The sequence below is a fragment of the Roseovarius sp. B-10 genome (genome assembly GCF_056859295.1).
Genome location: NZ_JBSXOE010000034.1, coordinates 17,807 through 41,891, shown reverse-complemented (window position 1 = coordinate 41,891; position 24,085 = coordinate 17,807). Strand labels below are relative to the sequence as shown.

The 24,085-nt window shown below is 63.0% G+C and carries 16 protein-coding genes; 14 read left to right on the top strand and 2 right to left on the bottom strand.

Going from position 1 to position 24,085, the window contains the following annotated elements; translation table 11 throughout:
- Positions 1-210: 210 nt before the first annotated feature.
- Both AC13D8_RS11285 and AC13D8_RS11280 read right to left on the bottom strand, forming a co-directional pair.
- The gene (locus AC13D8_RS11285) at positions 211-2,748 is read right to left on the bottom strand and encodes a cation:proton antiporter (protein WP_482968920.1); all 2,538 of its coding nucleotides are present in this window, start codon (positions 2,746-2,748) and stop codon (positions 211-213) included.
- Positions 2,749-3,725: 977 nt separating this feature from the next.
- The gene (locus AC13D8_RS11280; protein WP_129434767.1) at positions 3,726-4,442 is read right to left on the bottom strand and encodes a response regulator transcription factor; all 717 of its coding nucleotides are present in this window, start codon (positions 4,440-4,442) and stop codon (positions 3,726-3,728) included.
- Positions 4,443-4,519: 77 nt separating this feature from the next.
- Between AC13D8_RS11280 and AC13D8_RS11275 the strand changes: the two genes are divergently transcribed.
- The 14 genes from AC13D8_RS11275 (at position 4,520) to AC13D8_RS11210 (ending at position 23,949) form a co-directional block, all read left to right on the top strand.
- A complete protein-coding gene (locus AC13D8_RS11275) occupies positions 4,520-6,718 on the top strand; it encodes a hybrid sensor histidine kinase/response regulator (RefSeq protein WP_129434765.1) in 2,199 nt (732 codons plus the stop codon).
- A 171-nt stretch (positions 6,719-6,889) separates the two neighbouring features.
- Positions 6,890-7,285: a c-type cytochrome gene (locus tag AC13D8_RS11270; protein ID WP_129434763.1), complete on the top strand. Its 396-nt coding sequence runs from the start codon at positions 6,890-6,892 to the stop codon at positions 7,283-7,285.
- 37 nt (positions 7,286-7,322) lie between these two features.
- A complete protein-coding gene (locus AC13D8_RS11265; protein WP_129434761.1) occupies positions 7,323-8,447 on the top strand; it encodes a cytochrome-c peroxidase in 1,125 nt (374 codons plus the stop codon).
- A 14-nt stretch (positions 8,448-8,461) separates the two neighbouring features.
- A complete protein-coding gene (locus tag AC13D8_RS11260; RefSeq protein WP_482968919.1) occupies positions 8,462-9,583 on the top strand; it encodes a cytochrome-c peroxidase in 1,122 nt (373 codons plus the stop codon).
- The gene (locus tag AC13D8_RS11255; RefSeq protein ID WP_164989260.1) at positions 9,580-10,125 is read left to right on the top strand and encodes a Rieske 2Fe-2S domain-containing protein; all 546 of its coding nucleotides are present in this window, start codon (positions 9,580-9,582) and stop codon (positions 10,123-10,125) included. The genes AC13D8_RS11260 and AC13D8_RS11255 overlap by 4 nt, the downstream gene beginning before the upstream one ends.
- Before the next feature lie 14 nt (positions 10,126-10,139).
- Positions 10,140-12,806: an arsenate reductase (azurin) large subunit gene (locus AC13D8_RS11250; protein WP_482968918.1), complete on the top strand. Its 2,667-nt coding sequence runs from the start codon at positions 10,140-10,142 to the stop codon at positions 12,804-12,806.
- 59 nt (positions 12,807-12,865) lie between these two features.
- Positions 12,866-13,384, top strand: a complete 519-nt coding sequence (locus AC13D8_RS11245) for a DUF2478 domain-containing protein (protein ID WP_482968917.1) — start codon at positions 12,866-12,868, stop codon at positions 13,382-13,384.
- Between the two features lie 11 nt (positions 13,385-13,395).
- The gene (locus AC13D8_RS11240) at positions 13,396-14,658 is read left to right on the top strand and encodes a molybdopterin molybdotransferase MoeA (RefSeq protein WP_482968916.1); all 1,263 of its coding nucleotides are present in this window, start codon (positions 13,396-13,398) and stop codon (positions 14,656-14,658) included.
- A gap of 273 nt (positions 14,659-14,931) precedes the next feature.
- A complete protein-coding gene (locus AC13D8_RS11235; RefSeq protein WP_482968915.1) occupies positions 14,932-15,402 on the top strand; it encodes a DUF411 domain-containing protein in 471 nt (156 codons plus the stop codon).
- A gap of 102 nt (positions 15,403-15,504) precedes the next feature.
- A complete protein-coding gene (locus tag AC13D8_RS11230; protein ID WP_129434747.1) occupies positions 15,505-16,053 on the top strand; it encodes a DUF6512 family protein in 549 nt (182 codons plus the stop codon).
- A gap of 1,266 nt (positions 16,054-17,319) precedes the next feature.
- Positions 17,320-19,341 (top strand): type I restriction-modification system subunit M, encoded by a 2,022-nt coding sequence (locus AC13D8_RS11225; protein ID WP_482968914.1) that lies wholly within the window; start codon positions 17,320-17,322, stop codon positions 19,339-19,341.
- Entirely contained in the window at positions 19,341-20,579 is a 1,239-nt protein-coding gene (locus AC13D8_RS11220) for a restriction endonuclease subunit S (protein WP_482969045.1), read from the top strand. Before AC13D8_RS11225 ends, AC13D8_RS11220 begins: the two co-directional genes overlap by 1 nt.
- Positions 20,576-20,986, top strand: coding sequence for a hypothetical protein (locus tag AC13D8_RS11215; protein WP_482968913.1), 411 nt, complete (start codon positions 20,576-20,578; stop codon positions 20,984-20,986). The genes AC13D8_RS11220 and AC13D8_RS11215 overlap by 4 nt, the downstream gene beginning before the upstream one ends.
- Positions 20,983-23,949 (top strand): type I restriction endonuclease subunit R, encoded by a 2,967-nt coding sequence (locus AC13D8_RS11210; RefSeq protein ID WP_482968912.1) that lies wholly within the window; start codon positions 20,983-20,985, stop codon positions 23,947-23,949. The genes AC13D8_RS11215 and AC13D8_RS11210 overlap by 4 nt, the downstream gene beginning before the upstream one ends.
- Positions 23,950-24,085 lie beyond the last annotated feature (136 nt).

Genomic DNA, 24,085 nt, shown 5'->3' with positions numbered 1-24,085 from the left:
TCGCCATCGTGCCCACCTCATGCAACCGAGCGGCGTGGTCGGCGCTGCCATGCTCGCCACAGCCGCTGAGAGACTCGTGGAGAGCGTCTGCGCTCACAGGCGCCGTGGCCGCGGGAAACAACGTTGCGCGTCTCTATAAGCCGCAGCCGAGCCTCCATAGGCAACAACGTGGCGTCACGTCATCGAGCTCTACGCGACGCTGGACTGAGGTCACACCGAAGCGCGGTCCTTTGTCGGGCGCTCGACGCCCCTGTCTTCGAACAGGGCTTTCGGCGCGATCCCCCGCTTCTCGGCGCTCGCGCGCACGGCGTCCCGCAGGGCTGCACTGCGGTCTAGCAGCCGGCGGAACCGCGCCTCGTCGAGCACGAGGAGCGTCGTGGGGGTAATGGCGCGCACCGCGGCGCGCCGCGCCTTCTTCATAAGGATCGCCATCTGCCCGAACATCTCGCCGCGCCCGAGTCGCCAAGTCTGGCCGGCGGCTTCCAGTTCTACTGCGCCGGAGGCTATGAAGAACACGTTCTTTGCCTCGCTATCCTTACGCATGATCACGTCGCCTGCGTTGACGTAACGGGTCTTGAGAGCGCGGCCGAGACGCTTGATCCGCGCGTCGTCCAGGTCCGTAAAGAGCGGGAACTGCCTTACAAGCTCGACACGCTGGAGTGCGATGTCGAGGCGCGGACGTTCCTCGGCAGCTGCCCGACGGGCGTCGAGATCTTGCATGAGCGCGGTGTAGACCTCGGCGCCGATCAGTCCGTCCTCGCGCATCGTCGTGTATTCCCGTTCCTCCAGCCGCAGGGCCGTGCGCCGGATGAAGCGACGTTCGAGTTTCTCGGCGTAACCCGGATACTGCAGGCGCAGCCCCTTCAGCGCGGTTTCCACGATCTCAACCCGCCGGACGAGAAGCTCGTGCAGCAGCTCCGCCACGCGCTTTCCGTGGATGCGCCGGATGCGTCCGTCGATGAAGGCGCCGAGATCGCGCAGGATCAGCCGCTGTGACAGCAAGAGCTCGAACCGGTCGGCGGTCATGCGTGCCAAGGGTTTGGACAGACCCAACCGGCCATTCAGCAGCACGGCGGCCCGGAAGGTTCGGCCATAGGCGATGCTGCGACGCGCGGCGCGGTTATAGCCGCTGCGTCCCTGGCTGCGTGCGCCCTCGATCAGCCGGTCTGCATTCGATAACACCTGTTCGGCCATCCGCGCCGAGATCGTCCGCTCCCGCACGCGAGCAAGGATCCTGTCGCGTTCGTGGCCCGCTAGTGCGATCAGGCCCAGCGTGACCCGGTCGCGGTCGAGGATGTCGGCGCTCTCCTCGGCCGCCTTCACTGCCGCGTCCAGCCGCTGACCGGCGAGCTTGGCCTCCGAGCGCACGGTGTCATGACTCAGTTCATAGTTCTCGGTGGTGCGCGCCACGTCCTCGCGCACGGTCTGCAGTGCGACGGCGACCACCTGCCGCGACAGCGCCTCGTCGATGGGCGAGAGCCTGTCGAACCCGAGCCGGCCGATGACCCACCTGAGCGTCGTGCCCTGCACGATCAGGGTGAAGAGAGTAAAACCTGTGGCGAGGATACCTACCACACGCTGGATGCCGTCCGGCACACGGAAGCTTTCGGTCACCGCGAGAGCCAGCGCCAAAGTCACCGCACCCCGAAGCCCGCCCCAGAGGATCGCGACACGGTAGGGCCTCTCCACGGCCGGCGAGAGCTTCATTGCGGTCAGCAGCGGCAGGAGCCCAAACAGGATCACCGCCCGCGCAGCGACGGCGGCGAGAATCAACACGCCGACCAGCGCGAAATCCTCGATGCGCACCTCCTCCAGCAGCCGCGGGATCAGCAGTGCCGCGAGGATGAAGATCAGCGCCCCGGCCCAGTGCGCCAGCACATCCCAGAGGTCGCGAAGGTTCGCCCAGGCCTGCGGCGGCAGGCGCCCCGGCCCGGTCAGGTTCAGCGTCAGCCCGGCGGCCACCACGGCGATGACACCCGATGCGCCAACGCTCTGCTCCGCCCCGACATAGGCGAGGTAAGGCAGCGCGACCGAGATCGAGATCTGCGCCAGCTCGTGGCGCGAGAAGAGCGCCATGACCCAGACCGCCACCCGCGCCGCCAGCCAGCCCGTGAGTGCGCCACCGGCGATCAGGATTGGAAACCGCGCCAGCGCCTCGCCGAGGTCGGGATCGGGCATCCCCAGCATCACGAAGCCCATGAACAGGCCGAAGAGAGCAATGGCCGCGGCGTCGTTCAAGAGGCTCTCGCCCTCGATGAGCCGCGCGAGACGGCGCGGCGCCGAGATCGAGCGGAAGATGGTAACCACCGCGGATGGGTCGGTCGTGGAAACGATCGCGCCAACGAGAAGGCAGGCCGCGAGCGGCAGCGCGCTCGCCCACGAGAGGGCGTATCCCACGCTGAGCGTTGCAACGACCACCGCCACGACGGCGAGCACGACGATCGGCACCCAGTCGTCCAGCATTCGGCGCAGGTTCATCCCCAGCGTCGCCTGGAACAGCAGCGTTGGCAGAAAGACGTAAAGGAAGACGTTGGACCGGATCGGCAGCCCAAGGATCGCCTCCGCCACCGGGTTTAGCGCGTCGGTCAACTCCGTCCGCAGGAAGAAGATCGCGCCTGCGCCGATCAGCACGCCAAGCACGGCAAGGATCACGCTGTAGGGCAGACGAAGGCGAGCGGCCAGCGGCTCCGCCGCGCCGATTACGAGGAACAGGGATGCGATGACTGTGGTGACGAGAACGATATCCATGAATCTGAGATAGCTAGAATTTCAGGCGTGGGGAATCAGTGGGCCCGGATAATCGAGCAAGAAAGGCGAGTTTCCTCCCTTATGGCGTTTGAGACGCCTCTTTCGATCACGAGACGCGTCTGCGCGAAACTGGCCTGTGGTCAACGACAATGCCGAAGTCCGGTCGCCATTTCTACGTCGCGCTAAGTATGCCACCTGAATTTACCGTCAGTCTGCCTTCCTTGAGCAGATCGACGATCCTTGGCCTGCGGCTGCCGGTGAGATCGAATACCTCTTTCATACCGAGAGACGGGCCACGTGTCCGCCGGGGATAGGAATGGCTCGCTTTTTATCAAGACGCGTCGCGGCGGATCCCGGCACGAATGTGAAGTCCTAGAGAAATCGAGATTGGGCCATGGGGATGCGATATGGCGCCATCACCATCCTCGATCCAAAGCTCCCATATGGCAGGATCTGAACCGGAGACCCGTCGACAGCTGATCGTCCTGAGAACCGGCAAGAATGTTTACATGGCCGCGCACAGACGTTTACATATAAAAACATTCGGCCCCAAAGACGTTTACCTATGTAAATGTTTGCAGCAAATAATACCCCAAAAACCTTTACATCAGCCAGCTTTTGAGACGGCTACGTTTACTTATTTAAACGTTCATATTCAATAAAATCAGTTACTTAAACTTTTCAAACATCTCCAAAACGCGATTTTTATCTGTAACGAACGTCTAAACTGAGAGCCAGAAAGGTGGCTGAACGGCCGGCAGTAGGTGCAAAGATCAAGCATCGGCGACACCGTTATCTCAATTGCGATCATTGTGGCTAAGGGAGTTTAGTTTCTGTGCCATGGTCTTGTCCGTGCCGCAGGCCGACAACAAAGCTCCCCAAGCTCGCGCTTTCGGTCGATGCCGATGAACTCCCGTGCGTCCGACATGGAATCGGCGTAAAAACGCATCCGAATACTTCAAGGATGCGTTGCCAGGTTACTCAGCACAAACCTGCGCGGCAAGGCTGTAGCCTGCGCCATGCACGGTGCGGATTGGTGTATTCCCACTGGCAGGGCAAAGGATCTTCTTGCGTAGCCGGGCGATATGGGCGTCTATCGCGCGGTCGGTCACGGTGATGGCGTGGCCGTAGATCGTCTGCATAATCTTGTCGCGGCTGACCACGTCGCCAGCATTCTCCGCCAAGACCTTGAGCAGGTTGAACTCCATTCCCGTCAGTGCCACCTCCCGCTCGTCAGGCCCAGAAAGTTGCCGTTTCGGCAGATCGAGCACGAACCCCATGAACCGCAACACGCGAACTTCCGGCAGCGCCTCGTGACTGGTGCCCATGGTTTTCGAGCGGCGCAGCACCGAACGCACCCGTGCCAGAAGCTCGCGCGGCTCGAACGGCTTGGAGACATAGTCATCCGCGCCCAGCTCCAAACCAATGATCTTGTCGAACACGTCCTCGCGCGCGGTGAGCAGGATGATCGGCAGGCGTGAGGAGCGGCGCAATTCCCGAGTCACCTCGAAACCGTCGATATCGGGCAGGCCCACGTCGAGCAGGACGAGGTCATACTCGCCGTGCTCCATGGCAAGCCCCATGCGTGTAGCCGACCCGACGCAATGCACGTCAAAGCCCTGCTTGGTCAGGAATCGATCCAGGAAACCCGTCATCTGACGGTCGTCATCCACGACAAGTATCCGCTCGGTCATCTCAGGTGCATCCCCGCACAAAATCTTGCCACGGCATGGCAATGGCGCGATTGTAGCGGGAGTCTGAAAGGGCCGACATGACCTCGATCAAACGCACCTACAAGCTCGCCATGGCCGCCGCGCTCCTGGTGCTGGTGACCGTCGCGACCGGGCTATACCTCGGCGCACAGACCCGCGCGCAATTCACCGATATCGCGGAGAGCTGGAAGGATTACGCCGAGGACCCGGAGAAAAAAGGGGTCTGGATCAGCTCCCTGCGCGGCTATCTCGGCTATGGCGGGATCATCCACAATTTCAAGAACTACGTCATCCGCAAGGACGAGAGCTATCGCACGCGGATGATGGATCAACTCACGCAGTTTGACGCGGTTATGGCCAGTTACCTGTCCGAGCCGCTGCCCGAGGCCGAGCGCCGCGCGCTGGAAACCATAAAGGAAACCATCGAAGAATATCGCGGGAAAATCGAAATCGCGGATCGCGCGATGGCGGGCAATTGGCCGGCCGAACGCACCGACCGTCTGGTCAAGGTCGACGATACCGAGGCGATCCTGGCGCTGCGCAATCTGGAAATGCTGTGGATGGACAGCCGGGCGCGTAGCACCGAACGCATTATCGCGGCCGTGATGCGGGGCGAGACGCTGATCGGCTACGGGTTTCTGGCGATGGTCCTGCTGGTGGCGGCGACGCTGAGCATTGCGTTTCTGATTGCGTTGCTGATCCGGGACATGCGCGGTGCCAATGCCAGGCTGACCGAGGAGCTTGAGCGTCGCCGCGCGCTGCAGCGTTCCGAGCAGCGGCTGGCGCAGGCGGTGGAGCAGAGCCCTGCGACGATCCTCATTACGGATACGCTTGGCCGAATTCAGTATGCCAACCGGCGATTCGAGGAGTTGTCTGGCTGGTCGCGTGACGAGGTCATCGGTCACACGCCGAGATTCCTGCAATCGGACAAAATGTCCGAGGAGACCTACGCCGATCTGCGCGCCACGCTGGAGAGGGGTGACGTCTGGCGCGGGGTGTTGCGCAATCTCGACCGCGAGGGCGGCAGCCACTGGATCGACAGCACGATCCTGCCGCTGCGTGCCGAGGATGGCACCATTCACAGCTACCTGGGAATCGGCGAGGATGTCACCGAAAAGCGGCAGGCCCGCGAGCAGGTGGCGCGCGCGCAGAAAATCGAGGCGGTCGGCCTTCTGGCGGGCGGGATCGCGCATGATTTCAACAATATCCTGACATCCATCCTCGGCTCGGCGCATCTGGCGTCACTTGATGCCGCGCCGGGCAGCGACCTGGCCGAGGAGGTGGAGCAGATCGACATCGCCGCGCGGCGCGCACAGGCATTGGTGCGTCAGCTTCTGGGCTTCGCGCGACGCGAGCCGGGGACGCCGGAGCCGACCGATCTCTGCACTGCGATTTCCGAGGTCAATCGCCTGATGCGCGCCGCCATCCCGCCGACGATCCGCATCGAGGGCGTGCGTGACTGCACGCCCGTCACCGTGCTGGCCGATCCGACCCACTTGCACCAGATCCTGATGAACCTGACTGCCAATGCCGCCGAGGCCATCGGCGATGCCAAAGGGCAGATACGTATTTCCGCGCGCGCCCTTGATGACATACCTGACGGTCTGGCCGCACGTGCCGAGGGCTGGGTGGAACTGACGGTCGAGGATGACGGGCCGGGCATGTCCGAGGACACCGCCGCGCGCATCTTTGATGCCTTTTACACCACCAAGCCGCTCGGCAAGGGCACCGGGCTAGGCCTGTCAGTTGTCCAGGGGCTGGTGGAGGATATGGGCGGGCGGATCTCGGTCGAGACTGCGCCGGGCCGCGGCACACTGTTTCGGCTTCTGTTACCGGGTGCTGCCGTGGGGACTGCACGAGAGACCGCCGCCCCCGCGCCGGAGCGCGGCCACGAGAGCCTCATGATCGTCGACGATCAAACCGAGGTGGCGGCGACCCTGCGTCGGGGCCTCATGCGGATGGGTTATCAGGTCGAGGCCTATACCTCGCCGCGCATCGCGCTGGAGCGGTTCGGCATGGCCCCGCTGCGTCACAGCCTGCTGATTTCGGACGTGGTCATGCCGGAAATGAACGGGATCGAGATGGCCCGCACCATGCGCGAAACGCGCCCCGATCTCCCGGTGATCCTGTGCACCGGGTTCAACCCCACCGGCGTCGCCCTTCCCGGAGGGCCGACCGAGGTGCTGGCCAAGCCGCTCGACCCGGTGGAACTGGCGCGCCATGTGCGCCGCATGCTCGACGCGCGCCGCGCCGCCTGAGCACCTCAGAGACGTCCGTCAAACTTCGTCACAACTTTTCGCATTCCGTCACAGCGCCCGCAACAACCGTGCGGTTGCGCGCAGCTAGGCTCCGATCAAAGCCAGGAGCGGGGCTGTCCCATCCGAGCGGTCAGCCGCGCGCCCCGGCAGAACAAAAGGACCGGAGGCGCCATGACCAGACTGCCCATCACGACCACTCTTCTTCTCGCCACGCTCTCGTTCGGCGCGGAACCGGCGATGGCGGGCGATGCCGCCGCCGGGGAAAAGGTCTTCAACAAGTGCAAGGCCTGCCATCAGGTCGGCGAAAAGGCCAAGAACCGCGTCGGTCCGGTGCTGAACGGTGTCGTCGGGCGCGCGGCGGGCACCGCCGAGGGCTTTCGTTACTCAGATGCGATGAGCGAGAGCGGCCTGGTCTGGGACGAGGCCGCCCTGGCCACGTTCCTCGCCGACCCCAAGGCCACCGTGCCGGGCAACAAGATGGCCTTTCCCGGCCTGCGCAAGGACGAGGAGATCACCAACGTGATCGCCTTTCTAGCCAGCTACGCCGCGGACGGAACACGCAAGTGATCCGGCCCGCCCCGCCTTTTCCAGAACGGAGGATTCGATGAAACAATCAGCCAGACCATCGCGGCGCGCGGCCCTTGCGGCCGGGATTTCCGCCGTGGCCCTGTCCCTTGCGGCGCCCGGTGCGGTCGCGGACGAGACCGCACCGCTCGCGCCCCTGCCGGACCCGAAAGAGGTCAACGAGGCGCGCGCGGACCTGGGCAAGATGCTCTTTTTCGACACCCGCATGTCGGGCGATACCGCGCTGTCCTGCGCGTCCTGCCATGACCCCGAACAGGGCTGGGGCGACGGCGAGGCGCTGTCGGACGGCTATGGCGATCTGCTGTATTTCCGCAACGCGCCGGGCCTCTTCAACGTGGCCAACCGCAATTACTTCATGTGGGACGGACGGCTCGACGGGGCGGACCTGGGCACCGCGGTGCGCGACATGCTCACGGAATCGCACACCATGCACATGGACAGCCGCCTTGCACAGGAGCGCCTGAAACAGGTGCCGCAATATATGGAGATGTTCGACGCCGCCTATGGCAAGGAGCCCTATGGCGGGCGCATGTATGGCGCGATCGGCGAGTTTCTGAAGACGATCCGCACCGAGAACGCGCCCTTTGACGCTTACTTGCGCGGTCAGGAGGATGCGATCCCTGACGCCGCCAAACGGGGTCTGGCGCTCTTTGAGGGCAAGGCAGGCTGTGCCTCCTGCCACTCCGGCGAAATGCTCTCGGATGGCGGGTTGCACGCGACGGGCGTGCCGGATCACCCTGACCTGCTGGGCTTTGATTCGGACACGCTCGATGAGACGGCGCAACGCCAGATCACGATGCTGCGGTTCTACGCCACGCTCGGAACGCCCAACTACATGAACCTGCGCGAAGACGTGGGCCAGTATGTCGTGACCAAGGACGAGGCGGACATCGGCAAGTTCACCACGCCCTCGCTCTGGGATGTGGGGCAGACCGCGCCCTACATGCATTCGGGCGTCTTCGACACGCTGGCCGAGGTTGTGCGCTTTTATAACGCGGGAACCGCGCAGTCAGAACCGCTGGGCCTGAACCCCGCCGAGGAATCCGACCTCGTTGCCTTCCTGAACAGCCTGACCGGCGACGCGCCCGCCATCACCCCGCCCGAGTTGCCGGAATACGATCTGCGCACCGTCGGCGAGAACTGAGGAGGTTCGAGACAATGACACGTCACATCACCCGTATCCTGGGCAGCACGGCGCTCTCGGCGCTCCTTGCTCTTCCGGCCCTGGCGGACAGCGCGCCGCCTCTCGCGACCTTGCCACCACCACCGGTTCCCGCCGACAACCCGATGAGCGAGGAGAAAGTGGAGCTGGGCGAAAAGCTCTTCTGGGACGGCCGGCTTTCAGGCAATGGTTCGATGCCCTGCTCGGCCTGCCACCTTCCGGATCTTGGCTGGGGCACCGGGGGCGCGATCAGCTTTGGCTATCCCGGCACCCAGCACTGGCGCAACAGCCAGACGATCCTCAACTCGGCCTATTATAACAAGCTCTTCTGGGAGGGCAGCGCCACCTCGCTCGAATCACAGGCCAAAGGGGCCGCAGGCGGGGCTGTCGCGGGCAATGGCGACGGGTCGATGATGGAGATGCGGCTGCGCTTCGTCCCGGAATACGTCGCGGCGTTCAAGGACGTCTTCGGCACCGAATGGCCACAGGTCGCGCATGCCTGGGACGCCATCGCCGCGTATGAGCGCACCATCGTTACCGATGCCACGAAAGTGCCCTTTGACCGCTACCTCGCGGGCGACACCGATGCCATGAGCGACGCCGCCAAGCGCGGCATGGAGCTCTTCAATGGCAAGGCGGGTTGTATTTCATGCCACAACGGGGCGCTGGCCTCTGACCAGAAATTCTACGATATCGGCGTGCCCGCGGCCGAGGAGTTCGAGGTCGATCCGCTCTACCAGATCACGTTGCGCTGGGAGCTTTATCAGAAGGGCGTGACCGAGGAGCTCTATCGCAAGGGCGATGACGATCTCGGCCTCTACCACGTCACCAAGCGGCCCGATGACAAGGGCAAGTTCCGCACGCCGTCCCTGCGCGAGCTGCGCTGGACCGAGCCTTACATGCACAATGGCGCGCTCTGGTCGCTGGCCGATGTCGTGGATTTCTACGACGCGGGGGGTGGCGAGGGACAGACCGCGGGGCTGCAACCGCTGGGTCTCGGCGATGGGGAAAAGGCCGATCTAGTGGCCTTCCTCGAAGCGCTCTCGATGGAAGAGCCGATGCTTGCCGAGGCGCCAGACCTTCCCGAAACCGCAACATGGTCGGAGTTTCTGAAATGACACAGGCAACCAAAGCGAAGGGCGCGGGCCATGCCTGCAGCTCGTTCAGCCGCCGCAACTTCCTGATCCTGGGCGGCGCGTCGGTCACCGTGCTGGCCACCTATGGCGTGGGGGCGGAAGCGCAGGAGCTTGTCTCCTCTTCTTACGTTCGCAAGGTGGTCGGTCGCGTCTCTGATCTGGAGCAGGGCGTGGCGACGAGCTTCTATTACCCGAACGACGACATCGAGAACGTCCTCGTCATGCTCGACGAGGAGGCCGGTGGCGGCGTGGGCGAGGGGCGCAACATCGTCGCCTTCAACACCATCTGTCCGCACCAGGGCGGCTACATGGGGGCGGCGGATTTCAAGCGGCCCCATTCGGTGCTCGGCCCCTGCCCGCTTCACCTGTCGACTTTTGATCTGACCAAGCACGGCATGCTCGTCTCGGGTCATGCTGTCGAAAGCCTGCCGCAGATCGTGCTCGAGATCGACGGCGACGAGATTGTCGCGACCGGGGTGATGGGGCTGTTCTACGGCTACAGCCAGAACCCGACCGGCGCGTGAGAAAGGATAGAGAAATGGCAGAGTCCATCGTCAAGAACCGCGAATTCGTGCCCCTTCCGCCGCCCGATGCGGAGGTGCTGACCACCGCTTGCAGCTATTGCATCGTGGCCTGTTCCTACAAGGTCTATCGCTGGCCGGTGGGCCGCGAAGGCGGGACGCAGGCGGACCAGAACGCATTCGGTGTCGATTTCCCCACATATGGCGCGCCGTGGGTCGCTCGCAGCCAGCACAATATCGGCATGCATGAAGGCACGCCGCATCACTTCGTCGTCGTTGCCGATGCCGACGCCGAGGCGGTCAACCCCGGCGGCAACTACTCGGTGCGCGGCGGAACGCTGGCGCAGAAGATCTACAACCCCGACACGCCCACCAAGGACCGGCTGAAACACCCGATGGTGCGCATTGGCGGCGTGATGACGCCCGTCAGCTGGGACCTGGTGACCGACGTGATGGCCGAGGTCTCGCAGCACGTGCTGTCGAAATACGGCGAGCACGCCTGGGGGATGAAGACGTTCTCGTATGAATATTTCGAGAATACCTATGCCATCCGCAAGCTGGTGGATCGCGCCATCGGCACGCCCGTCCATGCCTGGCACGACAAGCCGATGCGCGGACCCGATGCCACCGGCCTCGACGATGCCGGGATCAACTCCTTCGCCGCCACCTACGAGGATTGGGGCAAGTGCGACGTGGCGTTCCTGTCTGGCGTCGATCCCTACGAGACCAAGACCGTGCTCTTCACCGAGTGGATGATGGGCGGCGAGAACCCGGCCAAGAAGATGATCTTCGTTACTCCGCATCGCACCATGGGGGTAGAATACGGGATCAGGAATGGTGGCCTTTGGCTGCCGGTCATCCCCGGAACTGACACCGCGTTGCATCTGGCAATCGCCAAGATCATCATCGACAACGGCTGGCAGGATCAGGAGTTCATTGACACCTGGGTGAACAACCGCTGGGAGCTTGAATCGGGCTATGGTCGCGGCACCCGCAACACCGGTTGGCAATGGCGCACGACCTGGGGCCGCTGGCAGTCGGACTGGGAGGATTTCCAGGACTTCATCGCCAACGAGCCCGCAGCCGTGCTCGAAGAGGCCGCGCGCATTACCGGCCTGCCGGCCGAGGATATCATGCGCGCCGCCGAGATGATCGCCAAGCCGCGCGAGGATGGCAGCCGGCCCAGGACCTCGTTCATGCTGGAGAAAGGCAATTACTGGTCCAACAACTACATGAACACCGCCTCGCTTTCGACGCTCGGCCTCATCTGCGGCGCGGGCAACCGCCCCGGCCAGGTGATCAGCCGTGGCGGCGGTCACCAACGCGGTGGCATGGGCGCGGGTCCCGGCAAGGGCTGGCTCAGCCCCGAAAAACACCCCGGACGCCGCAAGAAGCCGCTCAACGTCGATCGCTGGGTGATGGACGGCAAGGTGCGGTTCATGTGGACCATGGGCATCACCTGGTTCCCGGCGATGCTGGCCAGCCAGGAGCTTGCCAGCCGCGTGGCCGACCTTACCCTGCGCAACCCCAACCAGCCGCGCTCGGTCGATCGCGATCACCTGGTCGAGGTATTCAAGGCGCGTGTGGAAAGTGGCGGCATGGTGCTGGTGGACAGCAATATCTACCCGGTCGAGCCGCTCAACACGCAATACGCCGATATCGTGCTGCCCGCCGCCGGCTGGGGCGAGGTGGATTTTGCCCGCTGCAATGCCGAACGTCGCCTGCGGCTCTACGCCAAGTTCAACGACGCACCGGGCGAAGCAAAGCCGGACTGGTGGGCGATCGGCCAATTCGCGCAGAAGATGGGGCTCGAGGGGTTCGACTGGACCGAGAGCAACGATGTCTTCGAGGAGGCCGCGCGGTTCTCGCGCAACGGTGTGCTGAGCTACAACGTGCTCGTGAAGGAGGCCAAGAAAGAGGGCAAGAAGGGCCACGAGAAGCTGCGCGAACTGGGCACGACTGGCATTCAGACGCCCATCCGCATGGTGGACGGGCAGATGATCGGCACCGGGCGGCTGCACGATCCCGAGAATGACTGGGGCGAGGTCGAGGGCGACACCAAGGACCAGAAATGGCTCTATGCCTTCGGCACACATACCGGCAAGGCCAACATTCTCAAGACACCGTGGGTCAATGACAGCTGGTCGGATTTCTACGAGGCGATCAAGCCCCGCGCCGAGAAGGGCGAGATCTGGATCACCAATGGCCGCGTCAACGAGGTCTGGCAATCGGGCTTCGATGATCTGCGCAAGCCCTATCTGGCCAAACGCTGGCCCTGGCCGCATATCGTGATCCACCCCGATGACGCCGCCCCGCACGGGATCGAGTCCGGCGATCTGGTCGAGGGGTTCAACGACACGGTTTATGTCCAGTCGGGCGAGCCGGTGGGTGTCAAATCCGACGACCTGAGCTTTGCCGGCTTGATGGAGAACGGTCATATCAAGACCACCACAGGGCAGTTCGTCGCCGTCGCCATCGTCTCTGACGAGATGCGCCCCGGCGTGGCCAAGGCGGCGTTCAACTACCCCGGATCGATGGCCAACTCGGTCTGCCACGCGGTGCCTGATCCCGTCACTGGCAACTACCGCTACAAGCTGGGCCGGGGCGTCCTGCGCAAGGTGGGCGAGAGCGCCTACAAGCACAACTTCCTCGAAATGTCGCTCAAGCCGCGTCCCATCGCCTGAGCGTCCTGCCTGCCGCCGGGGCGCGCCCGGCGGCAGGGTTATTCCACAAGGAACACACCATGCAGATTGCCTTTATTCATGCGAGATCGCGCGGGGCCGCCGACGACACCCTGCGCAGCGTCGCCGCTACCTTGCGTGCGCGGGGACACCACCTCGCCGGGGTTCTGCCCGAACCCTGCACCGGCCCGGACCGCCACGCCTGCGACATGGATCTGATCGACCTCGCCACGGGTGCCCGGCTGCATATCAGTCAGAAACTCGGGCGGCACGCCACCGGATGCCGCCTCGACGGTGCGGCCATCGAGACGGCGGCGATGGTTGTGGCGGAGGACCTTGCCGCCGCGCCCGCCGACCTGTTCATCCTCAACCGCTTCGGCAAGCAGGAGGCGACGGGCCACGGCTTTCACCCCGTGATCGTCTCGGCGCTGGAGCGCGACGTGCCTGTGCTTGTGGGCGTAAATGACCTCAACCGCCCCACATTCGAAAGTTTCGCGGCGGGGCTGGCCGTGGAACTGCCCGACAGCCCACGCGCCGTGCTGGGCTGGATCACCCCGCATCTGCGCCGACACGCCGCTTGAGGAGCTCAGTCATGACCGCGCATCGCCCTATCGAAAAGGATTGCTGCGCAGGCGGCACGGGGCTGATGCCACCCGAGACAGCGCTCGCGCGCGCCATCCGGCTAAAGGCAGAGGAACTGCCGGTTACACAAGTGCCGCTCATGACCGCGCGTGGCATGGTTCTGGCGGCACCGGTGCTGGCCGCCGCCGATGGTCCGCCCTTCGATGCCTGCGCGATGGACGGTTATGCGGTGACCACGACGGCGCTCGCCGGCGCTGGCCCTTGGACCTTGCCCGTCTCAGGTAATGTGGCGGCGGGCGATGCGCCCGCTTCGCTGTGTCCCGGCGCGGCGGTCCGGGTGCTGACCGGTGCCACCCTGCCGCACGGGGCTGACGCGGTGATCATGCAGGAAGAGGTAACACGGGTCGCGGACGGTATCCGGTTCTCCAGGCACCCCGAGCCCGGCCAGAACATCCGCCCGAAAGGCAGCGACATGCAGGCAGGTGCCACGATCCTGTCCCCGGGTCGCATCCTCACGCCGCGCGACATCGCGGCGGCAGCGGCCTCCGGGCAAGGCGCGCTGACGGTGCGCACCCGGCTGCCTATGGCCCTCATCGCCACCGGGTCGGAACTGCTAGACCCCGGCGCGCCGCTCGCCCCCGGCCAGATATGGAACGTCAATCTGCCGATGCTTGCCGCTCTAGCAGACCAGCGCTGGATCGAGCTTGCGCCCCCCCTGACCGTTGTGGACCGGCTTGCGCCCATGGCCGAGGCCCTGCGCGAGGCGGCAACCCATGCGCACCTTATCCTCACCAGCGGCGGGGCCTGCGGCGGCGAGACGGACCTCGTTGCGCGCGCGATTCAGGCGGCGGGCGGCACGGCCGAGACCCTGAGGCTGGCGATGAAACCCGGCAAGCCGCTGGTCCTGGGGCGGATCGGACGCACCATCGTTCTGGGGCTACCGGGAAATCCGGTCGCGGCCTTTGTCACCTGGAAGATGATCGCGCTCCCGCTCGCCCGCCACCTCGCCGGTGCCACGCCCGTCCCGCAACGCCCCTGTTTCGCCACGCTCGACCGCGCCCTGTCGCGCGCGCCGGGACGCCGCGAATACCGACCTGCGCGCCTTGTCGGACATGACATTTCCGGCCGACCGATGCTGGAACTGGGGCCGCGCGATTTCTCGGCGCGCGTGGCGGGGCTGGCAGAGGCGGACGGTCTGGCCATACTGCCCGCCGACGCGGCGCATTTCGAAGCCGGTGACGAGGTTGCATTTTTGCCTTTCGACACAGCTTGAAAGAAACGGTCCGCTGCCGCGCTACGTGTCCAACCCCAAGGTTTGATATTGTGACCCTTTCGCAGGCATGGAAGGAAGCACTATGGGAAAAGTCCGTCCCGGGAGAGCCACGCTCAAGCACGCCGTCAGAGCTGCAATACAGCGATCGCAAGCTTCTCCCTTAGACTCTGCGGCACCCGGCCCGTCCCGGCATATCGCCGCACTTGAGCGGGCCGCCACTTGCATGCGGCGAGCGCCGCGCCAATACTCTTTCCGCCAAGCAAGGAGACCGCCATGTCCCATCTTAATCGTCGTAACCTGCTTCTCGGGCTTGCCAGCGTGTCGCTTGCCGCCCCGCACCTCGCCTCGACGCGCACGCTCCCCGCGATCCATGTCCTCAAGGACCCGAATTGCGGCTGCTGCGAGGCCTGGGTGCGTATCCTGCGCGACGACGGGTTCAACGTGACGACCGAGAACAGCCTCGGAGCAGCCCTGATCCGTCACAAGATGGAGGCCGGGATTCCGCAGGCCATGATGTCCTGCCACACGGCCGAGATCGACGGCTACATGGTCGAGGGTCACGTGCCCTCCGCCGATATCCACCGCCTGCTGGCCGAGCGACCCGAGGCCGTCGGCCTCGCCGTGCCGGATATGCCCTACGGTTCGCCGGGCATGGGACCCGAGAGCCGTCGCGAGGCCTATGACGTTTTCCTCATCCTGCGAGACGGCAGCACGGAGGTGTTCAGCAGCTACGCCGCGGCGTGACACCGCAACAATTAAGCTGGCCGTTGGCGGATAGCGGGTCACGGCATCCAAGATGCGATCAGTGATTTTATCCGTCGCGGTTAGTGGGACAGGCGCCAACACATGAGCGGCAGGACCCGTAGCATCTTCCTCTTCGAGCTTGGTGGTGCCGCGTTCATGGTCGTGGTCGGCTCGGCGTTGCATTTCCTCTTCGAGCTTGCCGGGGGATGGGCGCCGCTTGCATTGGTTGCTGCGGTCAACGAGTCAATCTGGGAGCATTTGAAGCTCGCCTTCTGGCCAGGGCTGTTCTGGGCCGCCATCGCGCCACTCCCGGCGGGGCTGCGACGCCGCGAGATTCTGGCGGTGAAGGGCCCTGGATTGCTTGTCACGGCGGTGCTGATCGTCATGGTCTTTACCACCTATGTCACGATCCTAGGCCACAACCTCCTTGCGCTCGATATCGGCACATTCATTGCTGCCATCCTTATCGGACAGCTCCTGTCCGCCGTTTTGCTGACGCAGGCAGTGTCTCGACGCGGAGTGATCCTTCCCGCCGGTTTTGGGCTTCTGGCTCTTCAGATACTGGCCTACAGCCTATTCACCTTCATACCACCGGATCACTGGCTCTTCATCGAGGCCAGCAGCGGCATGCGCGGCATTCCCGCGTTCTGAGGCAGGCGTCGCACCAAGTCTGCCACTCGGATCTACGGTCAGTCTGCATCAGTTGAGCGGAGTCGACGATACCTGAAGCGGGGGTTCGGATAACATCGATTACTTTTGGTATGCGAAAATGGGACACGTGCCCGCCGGGGCTGGGAATGGCTCGCTTCCTGTCGATACACAGCCCGCCGGATCCCAGCGCGCATACGAAGTCCTAGGGAAATCGAAATCGTGAGTAGGGGATGCCTTCTGGTGCCACCGAAGTTCCCAGGCCCAAAGCTCCCATATCGCTGGACCTGGAGCAGAGACCAGTCGAAACGTGCTCGTCCTGCGATCCGGCGACAATGTTTACATGGCCGCGCCCAGACGTTTACATATGTAAACATTCACCCTGCGAAAATGTTTACATCACCGTTTCCCAGGCTCCTAAAAAACCTTTACATCACTCAGATTTTCAGACGCCTAACTTTCCATATGTAAACATCCACCATGAGGAAAATCAGGCACTTAGTCTTTTGCGACATCGCCAAAACACCTTTTTTAGTTGTAACGACACGTCAGCACGGGCACGCTCAGACCCAAGCGCAGAACCACAAGACGCGCTGAGAAGCTCACCTGATGCGCTCATGCACCCGAGACGAGCACCGACAGCTGAAAGAACGAGGACAGCATCAGGTGACGCGCACAGCCAGGCACAGCGACATGCCCTGCACATACCGAAGATGACTGACACCGAGCAGGGAAACAAGCGACAGGGAGAGCGAGCGACAAGACCGGGCCGGGACGTATTCGTGCCAGTGATCGCAATGATGTCCGAGGGGGGGCTATGTGGAGCGGGATGGCTGAAGGAGGATCGGGCTCGCGCCCATTAATTCTCCTCCGCCCAAGACCACGGCGAATATCCCGAAGCCTGAGCGCGTCTCTTCACGTCTAACCATAGCGGCTGTGCGGGTCCAGTGCGCGCACTCTGCGCTGCCCTCTGTCTGTCCGAGCAGACAGCCTCCGACAGCGCCAGTGCGCTTGTAAGCTAGCCTCGCAAACATCGTGCTTCGCGTGAGCCATTTAGTATCGCCTGACAGGCATGTGCGCTTGAGGATTTCGTCGAACATCTGGTCATGCTTGCGCGACAGGAGGTAAGCATGACTGTGGTGACCGCAGTCGACTGCGATCCCGTTCACTCGCATCACGACATCTCATCCACTGACACTTGCGCTCTGGCGGCGCAGCGCACATCCTGAGCGAGAAAAAGTCAGGGACGGTAAAAAGTCAGGGACGGTAATGAGCAGCAGTGATATCAAGAGCCTCGGGAGTTTCGTCTGGTCGATCGCCGAACTTCTGAGGGGTGATTTCAAGCAATCGGAATATGGCAAGGTGGTGCTGCCGTTCGTGGTCCTGCGGCGGCTCGACTGTATTCTGGAGGCAACCAAGCAGGACGTTCTCGAGATGGCTGCCTCGTTGCCCGGGGACATGGATGAGGAGGCGCGCGACGCGCTCTTGTCCGGGGTCGTGGGCACCAACATCCGTCTCTACAACGAGTCGCGCTTCACCTTCGCCACGCTCAAGGGGCAGGATCCCAAGGACATCCACCGCAACCTGATCGACTACATCACGAATTTCTCCGGCAATGTCCGCGACGTGTTCCTCGACAAGTTCCTGTTCACCGATCAGCTCAAGCGGCTCAACGACGCAGGGCTGCTCTACCAGGTGTTCGACCGGTTCACCCAGATCGATCTGCATCCCGATACCGTCTCCAACCTGGAGATGGGCTATCTCTTCGAGGACCTGATCCGGCGGTTCTCGGAAATCTCGAACGAGACGGCGGGCGAACACTACACCCCGCGCGAGGTGATCCGGCTGATCGTCTCACTCTTGCTGATCAACGACCGTGATGCGCTGACCGGCACCGGCGTCATCCGCCAGGTCTATGACCCGGCGACGGGCACCGGCGGTATGCTGTCGATCGCCGAGATGGAGATGAAGGCGCTCAACGACCGCATCCGCGTCGAGCTCTTCGGCCAGGAGCTGAACCCGGAATCCTTCGCGATCTGCAAATCCGACATGCTGGTCACCGGCCACAACCCCGAGAACATCGCCTACGGCAACACGCTGACCCAGGACGCGCATGCCGATCGGCGGTTCCACTACATGCTCTCCAATCCGCCCTACGGCGTCGACTGGAAGAAATATGCTGACCCGATCAAGGACGAGGCCGCCGAGCAGGGCATGTCCGGGCGCTTCGGGGCCGGGCTGCCGCGCATCTCGGACGGGCAGTTGCTGTTCCTCCAACACATGATCTCCAAGATGCGCCACGACGAGCAGGGCTCGCGCATCGGTATCGTCATGAACGGCTCGCCGCTCTTTACCGGCGGGGCCGGGTCGGGCGAGAGCGAGATCCGCCGCTGGATGCTGGAGAATGACTGGGTCGAGGCGATCATCGCGCTGCCCACCGACCTCTTCTACAACACGGGCATTCAGACCTATGTCTGGCTGCTCACCAACCGCAAGGACCCCGCCCGGCGCGGCAAGGTGCAGCTGATCGACGCCAGCGGCGAGCGGTTCTGGAAATCCATGCGCAAGTCGCTCGGCTCCAAGCGCCGGGAGATTCCGCCCGATGCCTGCGATCAGATCACGCGGCTTTATGCCGAGATGCTCAACGGCAATGGCGACTGGGGCGACGTGTCCAAGATCTTCGCCACCACCGATTTCGGCTATCGCGAAATCCGGGTCGAGCGACCGCTGAAGCTGGCCTTCGCGGTCACGCCCGAGGGGCTGGAGGCGCTGCGCGAGGCCAAGCCCTTTGCCAGGCTCGACGAGGCGACGCAGAGCGCCATTCTGAAGTCGCTGAAGCAGCATCTGGCGGATGAGCGGTGGGTGAGCCGCAGCGCGTTCGATACCGCACTCAGCGACTCGCTCAGGGCCGCTGGGGTCAAGATCGGCGCGCCGGTGCGCAAGGCCATCTTGGGGGCGCTGTCGGAGCGCGACGAGGCGGCGGAGGTCTGCTCCGATGCCAAGGGCAATCCCGAGCCCGACACTGACTTGCGCGATCACGAACTGGTGCCGCTGGATGAGGACTGGCGCACCTATGTGCAGCGCGAGGTGCTGCCCTTCGTCCCCGACGCCTGGGTGGACGAGAGCTCCACCGACGCCCACGACGGCGGCGTCGGCCGCGTCGGCTACGAGATCAACTTCAACCGCTACTTCTACAAATACGTGCCGCCGCGCCCGCTCGAGGAGATCGACGCCGAGTTGAAGGCGCTGGAAGCCGAGATCGCAGGGCTGCTGCAGGAGGTGGTTGAGTGATGATCCCCATCAAACACACTGCGCAGTTCCTCAACGGCGCAGCGTTCAAGCCCTCAGACTGGGGCGATGAGGGACTACCGATCATCCGCATCGCTCAATTGACTGGAAAACCGTTCGATAGCTACTTCGAAGGTCACATCCCACGACTTCTGAAAATCTCGGACGGCGACCTGCTATTCTCCTGGTCCGCCACCATAGACGCATTCATCTGGGACCGAGGTGATGCGGTCTTGAACCAACACATTTTCAAGGTCGTGCCCAAGAAGAACGCTAACAAGAAATACCTTTACTATTTGATCAAGCAACATGCTCCTCGTTGGTCGGACGATGATGCGCACGGTTCCACCATGCGCCACATCAAGAAGGAAAGTTTGTCCAACAAGGTGTATCTCCCCGACCTCGCGACCCAACGCCGGATTGCCGACTTTCTGGACCGTGAGACCGCAAGAATAGACCTGCTGATCGAGAAAAAGCAGCGGTTCCTGAACCTCGCATCAGAACGCTGGCGCGCTGCCCTGAACCACCACATCTTCCCCAATAGTCCTGACTGGGAATATCTGCCGAACGATTGGACCAAAACCAGGTTGAAGTTTCTCACAGACCAGAAACGCCCCATCATGTATGGTATCGTGTTGCCCGGTCCTAACATGGAAGATGGACCATTGATCGTGAAGGGTGGCGACGTGAAACCCGGACGCCTTGATCCCGGCAAACTCTGCCGGACTACGGTCGAAATAGAAGAATCGTATGTTCGGTCACGTTTGAAAGCAGGCGACTTGGTTATCTCTATTCGTGGCGGCATTGGGGACATTGAAATCGTGCCGCCAAGCATTGAGGGCGCGAACCTAACCCAAGATGCCGCAAGGATCGCACCGCGACGCGGCGTGGATGTTCAGTGGTTGCGCTATGCGCTCCAGTCCACGGCAGTCTTCCATCCACTTGAATCGAAATCCCTCGGCGCGGCAGTGCGCGGCATCAACATCTTTGACCTCAAGCGGGTCTATGTTCCAACACCCCCAAGCGCAGAACAATCCCGGATAGCGTCCACGCTGAGTATTCACGAACAACGCCTTGCGGACTTGAAGTTAAAGGTTCTGAGCCACGCCGAACGCCTCAAAGAATACCGCTCCGCCCTGATCACCGCCGCTGTCACGGGGCAGATCGACGTGGAGGCCTACGCCAAATCCGGCACCCCCGACCGCCGCCTCGACGCGATTCAAGAGGAGATGGGCGCGTGACCGACACCATCGCCGAACTCAAAGCATTCGTCCGTGCGCAACTGAATGCAAACTGCGATCCTGTCCCGCCGAAGACCGCGACCAGTCAGAAGGTGCATCTTTCGGTCTGGACGACACGCGGACGACGCCGCGCAATCGGAGTCGAACTCGACCACAAGGGCCGCGTGAATCTGTGGGTCGTCAGCATGTATGCCCCACCGTCTCCTCCTGCGACCGTGGACGTTGCAAAGAAGGTCTGGAAGGGGTCTACTTGGCAGGACAAATACCCCGATCCAGCGCGAAAGGGGCGCGACGACGCGAACAGTAATCTCAAGGGTTACGACGATTTTCGAACCAAACCGATCACGCGTCTAGGTATTCAATCCATTGATGACGCGCGGATGATCTTTGAGCATTTATTAGCATGACCGATACCCACACCACCGCAGACATTCACCAGGAGAAGGTGTTCGAGAAACATATCGTCGCCTGCCTGACCGCTGACCAGGGATATATCCAGCGCGACTGTGCGGCGCATTATGACGTGGCCCATGCGCTCGACACCGAGCTGCTGTTCCGGTTCCTCAAGACCACGCAGCCCGAGGCATGGCAGACGCTCGAGGACCACTACAGCGCGCAGGCCGAGGCGGAGGTGCTCAATCGGCTCGACAAGGCGCTCAAGGATAACCCGACCCACGTGGTGCTGCGCGACGGCATCAAGCTGGTGCCCAACATCCGCTTTGCATTGTGCTTCTTCAAACCCGCCTCGAACCTGAACCCCGATCTCACGCGGCTCTATGAGGCGAACATCCTGTCGGTGATGCGCCAGGTGCATTACAGCGCCAAGAACCCGAAGAAATCCATCGACATCGTGACCTTCGTCAACGGCATCCCGGTCGCGACGCTGGAGGTCAAGAACCTGCTCACCGGGCAGAACGTGCGCCATGCCGAGAAGCAGTATCGGCAGGACCGCTCCCCGGCGGGCGAGCCGCTCCTGACCTTCAAGCGCGGCGCGATTGTGCATTTCGCGGTGGATCAGGACAACGTGTCGATGACCACGCGGCTGATGAACGGCAAGACGCGGTTCCTGCCTTTCAACCGCGGTCGCGACGGCGGGGCAGGCAACCCTGATGTGCCGGGCGAGAACCGGGTCGCCTATCTCTACAAGGATCTGCCCAAGGGGCGCGCGGTGTTCTCGCGCGAGGTGCTGCTCGACCTGATCGGCCGGTTCATCCACCTCGAACGCTCGGGTGGCAAGGAGGTGCTGATCTTCCCGCGTTTCCAGCAGTTCGACGCGGTGCGCAAATTGCTGGCCGATGCCAGGGCGCAGGGGGCCGGGCAGAACTACCTCATCCAGCACAGCGCCGGGTCCGGCAAGTCCAACACCATCGCCTGGACCGCCCACCAGATCATCAACCTGCATGACGAGGACGACAAACCGCTCTTCGACACCGCGATCATCGTGACCGACCGCCTGGTGCTGGACCGGCAGTTGCAGAACACCATCGGCGGCTTTGCCCAGACCGAGGGCGTGGTGAAGAAGATCGACGGCACGTCCCGCGATCTGAAGGACGCCATCCTCAGGGGCGCGCGGATCATCATCACGACGATCCAGAAATTCGGCACAGAGCATCTGGCGACGATCTCGGGCCAGGCCGGGCGCAATTTCGCGGTGATCATCGACGAGGCGCATTCCTCGCAGTCCGGCAAGGCCGCACAGGCGATGAGCGACGCGCTGACGCGTGACGCCACCAGCTCGGACGACATCGAGGACCTGGTGCTGGCCTTCCAGAAGGCGCGGGGGCCGCAGAAGAACATCTCGTTCCTGGCCTTCACCGCGACGCCGCGCAACGTGACGCTGGAGCGCTTCGGGCGGATCGGCGCGGATGGCAAGCCGCACCCGTTCCACCTCTACTCGATGCGCCAGGCGATCGAGGAGGAGTTCATCGTCGATGTCCTAAAGAATTACATGACCTACAAGGCCTATTACCAGCTTGAGAAAACCATCGAGGACGATCCCGCCTTCAAGGGCCGCAAGGCGCAGTCCCGGGTCGCACGCTACGCCTCGCTGCACCCCACGGCGATCGACCAGAAGGTCGAGGTAATCGTCGAGCACTTCCGCCGCCATGTCGCCAAGGAGCTGAACGGCCAGGCCAAGGCGATGATCGTCACCCAGAGCCGCGAACACGCGCTGCGCTACTGGCAGCAGCTGACCCGCTACATCGAGGATAAGGGCTATACCGGCCTCAGGGCGCTGGTGGCCTTCTCGGGCGATCTGACCATCGATGGCCATGTCTGGACCGAGGCGACCGCGAATGGCTTTGCTGAGACAGAACTGACCAAGAGGTTCGACACGGACGACTACCAGGTCCTTGTGGTGGCCGAGAAATACCAGACCGGGTTCGACCAGCCGAAGCTGGTGGCGATGTATGTCGACAAGAAGCTGGCGGGCTTGCAGGCGGTGCAGACGCTGGCCCGGCTGAACCGCAGCTATGGCAAGGACAAGCCGACCTACGTGCTCGACTTCCAGAACACGATGGAGGAGATCCGCGAGGCGTTTGCGCCGTTCTTCGAGGCGACAGCCCTCGAGGAGCGCACCGATCTCAACCAGATCTATGATCTGGAACAGCGCATCACGAACGCGACCTACATCCACAAGGACGAGGTCGAGCGGTTCGCGGATCAGTTCTTCAAGGGCGATCTGACGACCCAGGACCGGCTGGCCCTCGAAGGCACCGTGCGCCTCGCTGTGGAGCGGTTCAATCTCGATGAGGACGAGGCGCAGCAGGAGGAGTTCCGGCAACTCCTCAAGAGCTTCCTGCGCTTCTACGCGTTCGTGGCGCAGGTGGTATCGCTCAACGACGCCTGGCTGGAGAAGCTCTACGCCTATTCGGCCTGGCTCTCGCGCCTGCTGCCGTCACGCGATGTGCCCGCCGACATCACGATCACCGACGATATGCTGACCCTGTCGGCCTTCAAGCTGCAGAAGGGCGAGGAAGGCAGCGCCTCACTCGCGGCCGGTGAGACCGCAACGCTCGATCCGATCACCGAGTTCGGCGCGAATGCCTACACCGAAGAAGAAGAGCGATCACTCTCGGAGATCATCGACTCCTTCAACGAGCGGCACGGGACGAGCTTCTCGCGCGATGATTTCCTCCGCTTCGAGCGCGTCACCCGCGAGATCATGGACGAGGACATGACCGAGATGGTGCGCAACAATCCCGCCGACGTGGTCTACAACGCATTCTCGCAGGCGTTCTTCCGGGGCATGGTCAAGATGTTTCAGAACGACAACGAGATGCGCAACATCGTCATGACCGACAAGGACGCGCGCGAGCAGGCCACGCGGCATTTCTTTAAGCGGGCGCAGCGTCATGCGAGAGAATCGTGAGCCATGGAGCTGTTTTCGCCCAAGATGCTAATTCGGCCCAGACCAGACATCTGTCGCTTCATAGAGCAGTGTCCGCTTCCGGACTGCCTTCTTCAAATTTGATGCGTATCAACGCACGCTGAGCGTGAAACGTGCG